Consider the following 13,324-nt stretch of genomic DNA (forward strand, 5'->3'; position numbering starts at 1 on the left):
ATCAAAAGATGAAACATACAATAATTATAGCAGGAATAGTTTTAGCTAGTCTTTTTACATCTTGTCAAGAAGATTATCTGGATACTCCAGCACAATCATCACTGGACGAATCAGTAATTTTTTCTTCTGTAACACTAGCCTCAGGAGCTATAGATGGGATTAAAATACCATTTGCTGAAACGAATTCATACAGAGGTCGGTTTTTACCTTATTATGGTTTAAACTCCGATCTTGAATGGAACAATGCTTCTACATCTGCCGGTGACACAGCTGAACTACAGAATTATGGTGTCATTCCAACAAATACAATAATGAATACCACCAACAATGCCTGGCAGCAAATGTATGCTGGGATTGAACGCGCCAACATTTGTATTCGCGGACTTCGTTTATATGGCAATCCAAAACCAGGAACTGATTTAGGATATTTATTAGGAGAGGCAATTACATTACGTGCCATTTATTATGCCGATTTAGTAAAAGCCTGGGGTGACGTACCATATCGTTTTGAGCCAGTTACGAATGCTACTATATATCAGGCAAAAGTAAGTCGTGACATAATTTATAAACAACTGCTTACTGATTTAGCAGAAGCCGCTACATTGGTACCATGGCCGAATGAAACTACTGCTACCAACAGTGTAGAAAGGATTAATAAAGCATTTGTAAAAGCTCTTCGTGCCCGTATAGCAATGGCAGCTGGTGGTTTTCAGCAATATCCTGATGGTATCCGTAAAAGTAATGACCCTGCTCTTTCAACTGCCAATATGTATAGTTTAGCATTAACTGAGTGTCGTGAAGTTATAGCAAGCGGAAAAGCTCACTTAGAACCATCATTTGAAACATTTTGGAGAAATTACAATAAAGAAGTTATTACAGCTGGTGGTGAATCACTTTGGGAACTTCCTTTTGCTGATGGTAGAGGAAGAATGTTATATTCTTTTGCGGTAAAACATACTAGTTCTGATCAATTTACTGCTCAACCTAGAGGTGGAAGTGCAGGACCGCTGCCTTTTGTATTTTATGATTATAACCAAAAAGATACCCGTAGAGACGTTACTTGTGTTCCCTATAAATATGGCACAGCAGTTAATGGTGTAGCAAAACAGGAGTTAGGTTCATTAAATACATGGTATTTTGGAAAATACCGTTATGAATGGATGACTCGTAAAGTTGTTTCCGATAATGATGATGGAGTAAATAAAGTTTATATGCGTTATGCTGAAGTTCTTTTACTTGCTGCTGAAGCTGCGAATGAATTAGAAGGTGTTGCTGCTGCTAAGCCATACTTAAAAGAAATACGAAACAGAGCGTTCGCAGCAGCTGACCGCCCTTTAAATGTTGATGCATATCTGGCTGCTATAAACTCTAAAGATGATATGTTTAACGCCCTTGTAAAAGAAAACGAGTATGAATTTACAGGTGAAATGGAACGTAAACAAGCACTTATTCGCTGGAATTTACTTGCAAAAAACTTAGATCTTGCAAAAACTAAAATGAAAGCATTACAAACCCGTACTGGAGATTATGCTAATGTACCAAGTACTTTATTTTACAAATATGATCCAACTCCAGACGCAAAAGGTAACCCGCTTACTACTCTTATTATTTATGGATTAAATCGTGGTGAAACTACAAGCCCTGGAGCAGATTATACTGCCTGGACATGGGTTGCTCTTGACGATGCTAAAATAGCTTCACTTTACAAAACCGGAGTAAATCCAGATAACAGACAATTTTGGCCAATATGGCAAGTGTTCCTAGATTCAAGTAATGGTCTATTAAAAAATGACTATAATTATTAAAGATCTTGCGAAAAAAATTAATTAATAAATTATAATTTTTTATGTTTATGAATATAAAATATATATTAAAAGGATTAATAACCTCATTGTTAATTGTATTAGTTTTTACTAACTGCGAAAATTACAATGAGCCACTATTAGATGGAATTGGGAACACTAGAGAATTTTCTCCATTAAATCTTACAGCAAAACTAAGAAACCAGACAACAGTTGAATTGAACTGGACTGTAAAAGAAGGAGAAAATAATTTTGTTGTAGAATTCAGTGCAGATGATCCAACGTTTAGTACTATTTTTAAAACTGTTCAGGTTACGGCTTCACAATTACCAATACAGATTAAATTAGAAGGTGAAACTGTTTATTCAATCAGAGTAAAAGCAGTAACTCCTGGTTTAGATGATTCGAAATGGTCAATCATTACAGCAGCAACATTGTCTGAACAAATTTTCTTACCGATAATTCCTGGAGATATAGCTGGAAAGCAAGCGACTCTTAGATGGGGTGCCAATAGTAATGTAACTCAAATTGTTCTGACTCCAGGTAATATCACACATGCAATTACAGCCGCCGAAAAAACAGCTGGTATTGCAACAATAACTGGGTTAGCAGGTGAAACAACTTACAATGCTATTTTACAAAATGGCTCAAAAAACAGAGGACAAATAAGCTTTACAACAGAAGTTGATCCTACAAATGCTATTGTAATCTCTCCTGCAGATGATTTAATGGCTTCAATTGCTACTGCAGCTTCTTCAGGCAAAGTTCTGCTTTTACAACCTGGTGACTATACTTCACAAACTGGACTTGTAACTTTAAGTCAAACATTAACGTTGAGAGCTCTTACAAGTTGGAATAAACCAAAACTAAAAATTAATTTCTTACTTAATAGCGGAGTTGGTAATCTTAGCTTAATCGATTTAGATTTAACCGGAGCAGGTATGACAAATTCGAGTGTAATAACAATTTCCTCAGCTGGAACCTTTAATGATATTTTAATCAGAGGCTGTTATGTACATGACTATACCCGTTCCTTATTTGCTAACACTGCCGGTGCCTCTAAAATAAATTCATTAATAGTAGACAACACTATTGTTAAAAATGTAAATACTAATGCTGGTGCTGAATTCATTGATGTAAGAAGTTCATACATCAAGAGTATTGTTCTTCAAAACAGTACATTTGACACTTGTTCAGATTCACGCGAATTTATTCGTTTAGATCAATCTGCTGGTTTATCTGGTACAGGTTTAACATCCGATGTATTAATTAATAGCTGTACTTTATACAAAGTATGTACTACTGTAGCTGCAAAAAGAATTTTGTATCTTCGTTTTGCTTCAAATACATCTACTGTAAAAAACACATTGATTACAGATACACCAACTGCATTATATTCGAATCAGAACGGTACGGCAACACCTACAACTCCTCCTACGTTTGCAGGTAACAATTATTTTAATGCTAATCCATTATTTACACCTGCTGTACCAGCACTAACAACGACAACTCTTGACAAATCAACAACATTTACAACATTAGATCCTCAATATACGGATGCCGCAAATGGTAATTTTAAACTTAAAAATCAAACTTTAATAGATAATAAAGTTGGAGATCCTCGTTGGAGATAAATAGAATTATTAAATAAAAGAGGTTTGCAAATTTTGCAGACCTCTCTTTTTATTGAAACTTACAATTAAACAAAATAAGGAGTTTGAAAAAAGTCAAACTCCTTATTTTAAATTATAAAAAGTATAACTACTGTAAATCATGAAAGGATTATTAATATTATTATTTTTTACTTCCATCGATCTAAAAGCACAAACTATGGAATCTCAAAAGGAAATCATCCTTTCAGATCAATTAAAATGGTCTGAAAGAATGGCATTCTCTATAATGAGAGCCTATCCTGAAGCTTGGCAGATTGATAATCATCCTGCTCCAAAATGGGACTACAAAATTGGAATGATTTTAACAGCATACGAAAAGTTATACCATAAGACAAAAAATCAAAAATATTTTGATTACATCAAAGATTACACTGATAAACTGATTAATAAGAATGGGACTTTCCAAAATTTTGATCCAAAAGATCATAATATCGATTTCATCAATGCTGGAAAAATTCTTTTTAATCTTTATGACACCACCAAAGAACAAAAATATCTTACCGCGTTACAAACACTAAGAAGACAATTTGAAGATCACCCTAGAACTCTTTCTGGAGGTTTTTGGCACAAAAAAATATATCCAAATCAAATGTGGCTGGATGGTTTATATATGGGAGAACCATTTTACGCCCGTTACACTACAGCATTTGAAGGAGGAGAAAAACTAAACGATGTTGCTCTTCAGTTCGAGCTGCTTCACAATCATACATTCGATAAAAAAACAGGATTATATTTTCATGCTTGGGATGAAAGCAAAAAAATGCCTTGGGCAGATTCAAAAACCGGAACAGCTCCGCATATTTGGCTAAGAGCTTTAGGGTGGTATGGAATGGCATTAGTAGATGTCTTAGATTATTTCCCAAAAGATCATCCCAAACATAAAGAACTGGTACGCTATTTAAACGAATTGGCTGCAGCAGTAAGTAAATACCAAGATAAATCAGGATTATGGTATCAAATTCCGGATTTAGGATCGAAAAAAGGAAACTATCTGGAAGCATCCGGTTCTTCAATGTTAGTTTATTTTTTAGCAAAAGGATTACATAAAGGTTATTTACCGGCTAAATTTGAAACCGCGGCTAATAATGGTTTCAATGGTTTAATCAGCCAATTAATAAAAGTAGACAAAAATGGAGAAATCCACATTACACAAGTCTGTGCAAGTGCCGGTTTAGGCGGAAACCCTTATAGAGACGGTTCATTTAACTATTACATCAATGAAAAAATAATAACAGACAATTCACATGGATTAGGTGCTTTTCTTCTAGCGGCAATCGAATTAGATAAATAAAAATCAGTAAATATTAAATAAATAATCATGGTAAACGGAAAAAAAAATGCTTTCAAAGCAGCAGGTCTTTTTATTTCATTAGCGTTTTTCAGCTGTAAGACTATCGCTCAGGAATCTGCACAAAGTAATGCAGGACAGAGTGAGATTACAATTTCAAAAGATTCAAAATGGTCAGAAAAAATGGCTTTAACACTAATGAAACGTCATCCGGAAAGCTATATGATTGACGATTCAAAAGCTCCAAAATGGGACTATGTACACGGATTGGTTTTATATTCCTTCCAAGAATTAAATAAAAAAAATCCTGATTCCAGATATACTGCTTACATAAAAAGCTATGTAGATAATTTTGTCCAAAATGACGGCACAATTAAAACCTATGAATTAGAGAAATACAATATTGATATGATTGTTGCCGGGCGGTTACTTTTTAATATATACGCTGCAGCAAAAGAAGAAAAATATTTAAAAGCAATGCAGCTGCTTCGTAAACAGCTAGAGGAACAGCCAAGAACCCAAAGCGGCGGATTTTGGCATAAAAAAATATATCCTAATCAAATGTGGTTAGACGGTCTTTACATGGGAGAGCCTTTCTATGCACAATATACTGCAGTTTTTGAAAACGGAAAAAGCCTGAACGATATAGCCAAACAATTTGAGCAGATTCAGCTGCACGCAACTAATCCAAAAACGGGATTATTATACCATGCCTGGGATGAAAGCAAAAAAATGCCTTGGGCTGATAAAGAAACTGGAAATTCACCAAATTACTGGTCAAGAGCTTTAGGCTGGTATGCGATGGCGCTTGTTGATGCCTTGGATTATTTCCCTAAAGATCATCCAAAACAAAAAGAATTAGTGGGTTATTTAAATAACGTTTCTGCTGCTTTAGCCAAATATCAAGATGAAAAATCCGGTTTATGGTATCAGGTTACAGATAAAGCCGGTGAAAAAGGCAACTATCTTGAAGCCTCAGGGTCATCAATGTTTGCTTATGCATTTGCAAAAGGAGCAAACAAAGGCTACCTGCCGGCAAAATATAAAAACCTTGCCAATAAAGCGTTTGACGGATTAACTAAGCAGTTAATAAAAACTGATGCTGACGGCGGAATTACACTGACTCAAGCCTGTCAGGTAGCTGGTTTAGGAGGCACTCCGTATAGAGACGGCTCTTATGAATATTATATTAACGAAAGAAAAAAAGATAATGATCCTAAAGCCACAGGCCCATTCATATTAGCAGCTTTAGAATTAAACAGATAAAAAATTATATTCCGCAATTGAAATGAAGCTTACAAAAATCACAACTGTTTTTTTATGCTGTATTGCTTTTCAGACAGTAATAGGACAAGAAAAAAGCGAAAAACAGTATTCAAAAGTTTGGACAGCCGATAATGGTGACGGCACTTATAAAAACCCAATTCTCTATGCTGATTATTCTGATCCAGATGCAATCCGTGTGGGAGATAATTATTATATGACCGCTTCATCCTTCAACTGCATCCCTGGTCTGCCTATACTCCACTCTAATGACCTTGTTAACTGGAAAATAATTGGTTATGCTCTTGCAAAGCAGAAACCTATCGAAGTCTATGACAAAGCACAGCACGGAAATGGCGTTTGGGCTCCCTGCATTCGGTTCCATAACAGCGAATTTTACATTTATTACCCCGATCCAGATTTCGGAATATACGTTGTTAAGGCAAAAAATCCTGCAGGACCTTGGTCAGAACCGGTTATGGTAAAGGAAGGAAAAGGTTTAATTGATCCTTCTCCATTATGGGATGATAACGGAAAAACATATCTCGCTTATGCCTTTGCGGGAAGCAGAGCAGGCATAAAAAGTATTTTGGCGATATGCACAATGAACACTGAAGGATCAGCTGCCAATAATAATGATGATGTTATGATTATTAACGGGCATCCCGATGAAGCTACTATCGAAGGTCCAAAATTCTATAAACGAAACGGCTATTACTACATTTTTGCACCAGCAGGCGGTGTAGCAACAGGATGGCAGACTGTTATGCGTTCAAAAAATGTATTCGGCCCTTATGAGAAAAAGAAAGTAATGGATCAGGGGAAAACTGCTATAAACGGTCCTCACCAGGGAGCTTGGGTACAAACCCAGACAGGCGAAGACTGGTTTATCCATTTTCAGGATCAGTTTGCTTATGGCCGAGTGGTACATCTCCAGCCGATGAAATGGGAAAACGATTGGCCGGTTATAGGGAATGATGATGATAAAAATGGTATTGGCGAACCTGTTATGTCGCACAAAAAACCAAATGTCGGAAAAAAAACATTTCCAATTGAAACACCGCCTGACAGTGACGAATTTAACAGCACGAAATTAGGTCTTCAATGGCAATGGCACGCTAATCCTCAGATAGTTTGGGGATTTCCAACGAGTATGGGATATTACAGCCTGAACTGCATTCCTGTTCCAAAAGAAGCCACAACTCTTTATCAAGTACCTAATCTCCTTTTGCAAAAATTCCCCTCAAATGAATTTACAGCTACAGCAAAAATAAAATTCAATGCTCGTTTTGACGGCGAAAGTATGGGACTTGTCATAATGGGACTGGATTACAGCTACCTTTGCTTCAAACAGGAAGGAGGCAAAATGTATCTTTCACAAAAAACAGCCAAAAACATCGATAAAAAAGGAATCGAAACCGAAAGTACTCCTATTGCTGTAAATACTCAAAGTATCTATATGCAGGCCAAAATAAAACCGGGAGGCATCTGTACTTTTTATTATAGTGAAAACGGACAGGACTTCACTCCTGTCGGCGAAGCTTTTAAAGCAAGAGAAGGCAGATGGATTGGTGCAAAAATTGGTTTTACAGCACTAAGACAGGGTGTTATAAATGATGCAGGGAATGTTGAAATCGATTGGTTCAGAATAACAAAATAATGCTTTTAAAAATGAAAAATATTAAGATAAATATCGCAATACTAATACTGTTACTGTTCAACATAAGCATTCATGCACAAAAGGAACAAAAATGGGGATCACTGATACGTGATAAGGAAAGTGCTTGGTTTGCCACACCGGAAGCTAAAGAAGTCGCCGAAAATGTATTGCTGTACCAGCGGAATATTGGCGGCTGGCCAAAAAACATTCAGATGCAGAATCCTCTGACAGCAAGCGAAAAACAAAAGTTAACAGCTCTCAAACCCGATACAAAAGAAGTAACAACAGATAATGGAGCAACATGCCAGGAAATGCTTTTTTTATCAAAAATGTACGCTCAAGTACCAGATGAAAGATACAAAAATGCATTTTTGGCTGGTTTGGATTATTTATTGAAAGCGCAATATGAAAATGGAGGGTGGCCTCAGTTTTATCCGCTAAAAAAAGGATATTACACTCATATCACCTATAATGATGATTCGATGTCCAATATCCTTATCATTCTGAAAGAGATTGCTGAAAAAACAGATTATTACAGCATAAAAGCTCCAGATGCTGCCGTTGAAAAAGCTAAAAAAGCTTTCGACAAAGGAATTGACTGCATCCTGAAAACACAATACAAGCAAAACGGAGTCCTTACTGCCTGGTGTGCCCAGCATGACGAAGTAACGCTTCTTCCTGCAAATGCCCGTGCTTTCGAATTGGCTTCTTTAAGCGGAAAAGAATCATCCAAAATTGTATTGCTTTTAATGTCAATAGAAAAACCCTCTCCTGAAGTTGTAACTGCTGTAAACAGTACCGTTGCTTGGTTCGAAAAAACAAAAATCACAGATCTCAGAGAAGACCGAGTTCCTGTTCCTAACAGCAAAATAATGGAAAAAGTAATGGTCAAAGGTCCTAATGCCTCTCCCCTTTGGGCTCGTTTTATGGATTTAAACGATAACACTCCTTTCTTTTGTGACCGCGACGGAATAAAGAAAGCAACTCTTGCTGAAATAGGACAAGAACGAAGAGTGGGCTATTCTTGGTACACCAATGAACCAAAAGAAGTGCTGAAAAAATACGCCAGCTGGAAAAAAAAAATTGAAGTAGAGAATTTAAAACCTCAAAAAAAAAGTGAAACCGTTCTAAAAGATGAGTTTAATATTATTGTGGATCAAAAAGGAACCGGAGATTTTACAACAATACAAGGAGCCATAAACGCAGCTAAAGCATATCCAAGCCAAAGAATCACAATTTATGTAAAAAATGGAACTTACTATGAAAAAGTAAAAATTCATGCCTGGAATACAAATATTTCATTGATTGGCGAAAGCCGTGACAAAACAATTATAACGTATGACGATTATTTTGCCAAAATAAATTTAGGCCGAAACAGCACTTTCTATACTTATACCGTTTTGGTCGAAGGAAATGATTTTTCTGCAAAAAACTTAACCATTCAAAACACATCAGGACCAGTGGGACAAGCCGTGGCTCTGAATGTAAATGCCAATAGAGCTTTATTTAGCAGCTGCTCTTTTTTAGGAAATCAGGACACTCTTTTTATATCTGGCGAAGAAAACAAAAACTATTTTAAGGACTGTTATATCGAAGGCACCACCGATTTTATATTTGGAGAAGCCACAGCCTTGTTCGAAAATTGTACTGTTCATAGCAAAAGTGACTCTTACGCCACAGCTGCTTCAACACCAAAAGGAGTCGCTTACGGATTTGTTTTTAAGAACTGTAAACTCACAGCTGCTCAAAAAGTGACACAAGCCTATCTTGGCAGGCCTTGGAGACCGTATGCTAAAACCGTTTTTATTAACTGCGAAATGGGTAAACATATTTTGCCGGAAGGCTGGCATTATTGGTCAAAACCAGAACCGGAAACCAATACTTTTTATGCGGAATACAAATGCTCTGGTGAAGGATTTCAGCCAAAAAACAGAGTAACCTGGTCATATCAGTTAAAAGATACTGAAGCTAAAACGTACACTATCAAAAAAATATTGGCACCAGATACTCCTAATATTGACAAACAATGGTATTTAAGAGTAAACTAAATTTTAGAGATATGAAATATAAATTCATTCTTATAGTGCTTTTTTCACTGCATGGTTTTTCTCAAGAAAATACTTTCCCTGCAGACAAAGTGAATGCAATCGTTAAACGCATTCAGCTGCCGATTATTCCTTTGTATAAAATAGAAGTAACAAAACTGGGGGCAAAAGGCGATTCGGTCAGCAACGCTAAACCTGCTTTTGATAAAGCAATGGCGCTCTGCAAAAAAAATAACGGAGGCACAATTATAGTTCCAAAAGGAATTTACACCTTAAATGGTCCTATTCAATTTGTGAGCAATGTAAAATTACATTTAGAAGACGGTGCAAAAATTCGTTTCGGTTCCAATCCAAAGGATTATCCGCTAGTTTTAACAAGCTGGGAAGGCACTCTGCTTTATAACTACTGTCCGCTGATTTATGGCAATAACGTAGAAAACATTGCAATAACCGGAAACGGAATCATCGATGGTGAAGCCAAAAATACCTGGATAAAATGGAAACCGCTTGAAAAAAAAGACCAGCTGTTAAGCAGAGATATGAATCATAAAAACACGCCGATTAAGGAGCGTATTTTTGGTGAAGGCCATTATTTAAGACCGCAGCTTATTCAATTTATCAATTCAAAAAACATTCTTATCGAGAATGTTCAAATCGAAGATTCTCCGTTTTGGTGCATTCATCTGCTAAAAAGCAAGAGCATAACTGTCCGAGGACTAAAATACAGTGCTCACAACAATAATAATGACGGTGTAGATCCAGAATATTCCAGTGATATCCTGATTGAAAATGTATTGTTTGACAATGCCGATGACAATGTTGCCATAAAAGCCGGAAGAGATGATGAAGGCAGAAGCAATTCTGATACGCCTTCGGAAAATATTGTTATCCGAAATTGTGAATTCAAAGGCCTTCACGCAATTGTAATTGGAAGCGAAATGTCAGCTGGAGTACGAAATGTTTTTGTAGAAAACAGCAAGTTCAGAGGCTATCTGAAAAGAGGCATTTTTATAAAAACAAATTCTGACCGAGGCGGTTACATCAAAGACATTTATTTTAATAATCTCGCATTTGGAAAAGTAGAAGACTGCCTTTATATCACCGCAAATTATCACGGAGAAGGCAGCGGATTAAACCCTTCTAAAGTTTCTGATATTTCTTTTTCCAATATAAGCTGTATTGAAGCCACAAATACTGGAATTGTAATTGAAGGGTTTCCCGATAAAAAAGTAACAGACATCAAACTAGACAATATCAATATACAATCCGCAAAAAACGGTATGACAGTTACCAACTCCGAAAATGTAACCATAAATGAAGTTGTTGTAGGGCAAAAAGCAACGATTCCTACTGTCGTAAAATAAACTGTAAAACTAAAGACGAATAATTATGAAATGGATTTCCTTATTTTTTATGCTGGTAACTCTAAACTGTTTAGCGCAAAAACCAACAATCTACGGCATTGGTGATTCTACAATGGCCAATAAGGTAAAACCCGAAGAAAACCCGGAAAGAGGATGGGGCCAGCTGTTTCCGCAATTTTTAACAGACAAAATAACATTTGACAATAGAGCTGTAAATGGCCGAAGCACTCGAAGTTTCATCAACGAAAAACTTTGGGATGCTGTTTTCCAAAAACTTAAAAAAGGCGATTATGTTTTTATCCAATTTGGTCATAATGATGAAAAAGAAAAAGATTCTTTGCGTTACACCAACCCGCATACTGCATACCGTCATAATTTAATCCGTTTTGTAACCGAAACCAGAGAAAAAGGTGCAACTCCAATCCTATTCTCATCAGTAACCCGAAGAAATTTTAATGAAAAAGGAGTTTTGATCAGTACACATGGCGAATATACTCTGGAAACCCGCTTGGTTGCTCAGGAATATAATGTTCCCTTTATAGACATGGAATATTTATCTGAATTAGCTGAGCAGTCCTATGGACCGGAAAAATCAAAACAGCTGCACCTGCATTTCAAGGCTGGAGAAATCCCTTATTACAAAGAAGATAAAGCAGATGACACTCACTTTTCTGTAAAAGGTGCTACTGAAATGGCCAAAATTGCAGCAGAAGAATTAAAAAAAACAAACCTGGATCTCAAAAAATATATTAAATAAATATGACTGTCCGCAAATAATACCATGTACTTTTTTTCGCCACTGATTACACAGATTCTCATAAATTTCATTACTGTTTTTTTAATCTGTAGCTAATTCGATCTGTTTGGTATTCGTTAAGGATAGCCATATAAATATAGTTTTCTGTCAATACTATAATAAAAAAACTCAAATCAGTAAAACTGATTATATATTTTAAACACTTATTAATAAATTTTTAGAATTATAATATTCTAAAATTTGAGAATTTGAGAATTCTTGAGGTAAATGCATTAGCACCCAAAACATAATGCATTAAATTTCATAGCTTTAACATTATTTAGACTAATAAAACGACGACATCAAACAAAGATAACATGGAAGAAAAAAATAAGACTCTAGGAGAATTTATTATTGAGAATCAAAAAGATTTCCCCTATTCATCAGGAGAATTATCCCGGATTTTTAATTCTATAAAATTAGCATCAAAAGTAGTCAGCTATAAAGTAAATAAAGCCGGATTGGTAGATATCATTGGAGGTATCGGCGAAAAAAACATCCAAGGAGAAGACCAGCAGAAACTCGATGTTTATGCTAATGAAATTTTTATCCAAACCCTGATCAACAGAGAAATAGTATGCGGTATCGCCTCCGAAGAGAATGATGAATTCATAACCGTTCAAGGAAGCGACAATAGCCATAACAACAAATATGTCCTTTTGATGGATCCTCTGGACGGTTCTTCCAATATTGATGTAAATGTATCCGTTGGAACAATTTTTTCGGTTTATCGAAGAATAACTCCAGTAGGAACTCCAGTTAAACTAGAGGATTTTTTACAGCCTGGAACCGCACAGGTTGCCGCTGGTTATGTGATTTACGGAACCTCAACCATGCTGGTTTACACCACTGGCCAAGGCGTAAATGGTTTCACCTTAAATCCTGCGATAGGCACTTTTTACTTGTCTCATCCAAAAATGCAATGTCCAATAGATGGTTCTATTTATTCTGTAAACGAAGGCAACTACATTCATTTCCCGCAAGGCGTAAAAGACTATATAAAATACTGTCAGCAAGAAGAAGAGGATCGTCCCTATTCCTCCAGATACATTGGCAGTTTAGCCTCCGATATTCATAGAAATATAATCAAAGGAGGCGTTTATTTATACCCAACAAGTTCCAAGGCCATCAAAGGAAAACTAAGGCTTCTATACGAATGCAACCCAATGGCATTTATCGTTGAGCAGGCCGGAGGAAAAGCTTCTGACGGAGTAAACCGGGTAATGGAAATAGAACCAACAGAACTGCATGAACGAACTGCTTTCTTTTGCGGAAGCATCAAAATGGTCGAAAAAATAGAAGAATGCATCTATAAAGCTTCATTGAGTAAATACTAACAAATAGCAACTCTTTTTTTGAAGCAGAAAGATTTGGCCTTTTTGGAAATATTGGTTCTGCTCTCCGTTTTATCTTTGTGGTTTTAAAGAAAAACC

The 13,324-nt window shown here is 36.1% G+C and carries 9 protein-coding genes; all 9 read left to right on the forward strand.

Translation table 11 applies throughout. The features are described 5' to 3' along the window. The first annotated feature begins 8 nt into the window (after positions 1-8). The 9 genes from OZP07_RS15855 (at position 9) to fbp (ending at position 13,228) form a co-directional block, all read left to right on the forward strand. Entirely contained in the window at positions 9-1,805 is a 1,797-nt protein-coding gene (locus OZP07_RS15855) for a RagB/SusD family nutrient uptake outer membrane protein (RefSeq protein ID WP_281635869.1), read from the forward strand. Positions 1,806-1,852: 47 nt separating this feature from the next. Then, positions 1,853-3,436, forward strand: a complete 1,584-nt coding sequence (locus OZP07_RS15860) for a DUF5123 domain-containing protein (protein ID WP_281635870.1) — start codon at positions 1,853-1,855, stop codon at positions 3,434-3,436. Between the two features lie 139 nt (positions 3,437-3,575). Then, the gene (locus OZP07_RS15865; protein WP_281635871.1) at positions 3,576-4,766 is read left to right on the forward strand and encodes a glycoside hydrolase family 88/105 protein; all 1,191 of its coding nucleotides are present in this window, start codon (positions 3,576-3,578) and stop codon (positions 4,764-4,766) included. 27 nt (positions 4,767-4,793) lie between these two features. Next, positions 4,794-6,029 carry a glycoside hydrolase family 88/105 protein gene (locus tag OZP07_RS15870; RefSeq protein WP_281635872.1) on the forward strand — a complete coding sequence of 412 codons (1,236 nt, stop codon included), beginning with the start codon at positions 4,794-4,796 and terminating at the stop codon, positions 6,027-6,029. 22 nt (positions 6,030-6,051) lie between these two features. Then, the gene (locus tag OZP07_RS15875; protein ID WP_281635873.1) at positions 6,052-7,686 is read left to right on the forward strand and encodes a glycoside hydrolase family 43 protein; all 1,635 of its coding nucleotides are present in this window, start codon (positions 6,052-6,054) and stop codon (positions 7,684-7,686) included. An 11-nt stretch (positions 7,687-7,697) separates the two neighbouring features. Then, positions 7,698-9,734 (forward strand): pectate lyase, encoded by a 2,037-nt coding sequence (gene pelA, locus OZP07_RS15880; RefSeq protein ID WP_281635874.1) that lies wholly within the window; start codon positions 7,698-7,700, stop codon positions 9,732-9,734. Positions 9,735-9,745: 11 nt separating this feature from the next. Further along, entirely contained in the window at positions 9,746-11,095 is a 1,350-nt protein-coding gene (locus OZP07_RS15885) for a glycoside hydrolase family 28 protein (RefSeq protein ID WP_281635875.1), read from the forward strand. 25 nt (positions 11,096-11,120) lie between these two features. Beyond that, positions 11,121-11,852 (forward strand): rhamnogalacturonan acetylesterase, encoded by a 732-nt coding sequence (locus OZP07_RS15890; protein ID WP_281635876.1) that lies wholly within the window; start codon positions 11,121-11,123, stop codon positions 11,850-11,852. Positions 11,853-12,208: 356 nt separating this feature from the next. Further along, positions 12,209-13,228, forward strand: coding sequence for a class 1 fructose-bisphosphatase (gene fbp / locus OZP07_RS15895; RefSeq protein WP_194639350.1), 1,020 nt, complete (start codon positions 12,209-12,211; stop codon positions 13,226-13,228). The last annotated feature ends 96 nt before the right edge of the window (positions 13,229-13,324 follow it).

It is taken from the genome of Flavobacterium marginilacus (genome assembly GCF_026870155.1).
GTDB classification, from domain to species: Bacteria; Bacteroidota; Bacteroidia; order Flavobacteriales; family Flavobacteriaceae; genus Flavobacterium; species Flavobacterium marginilacus.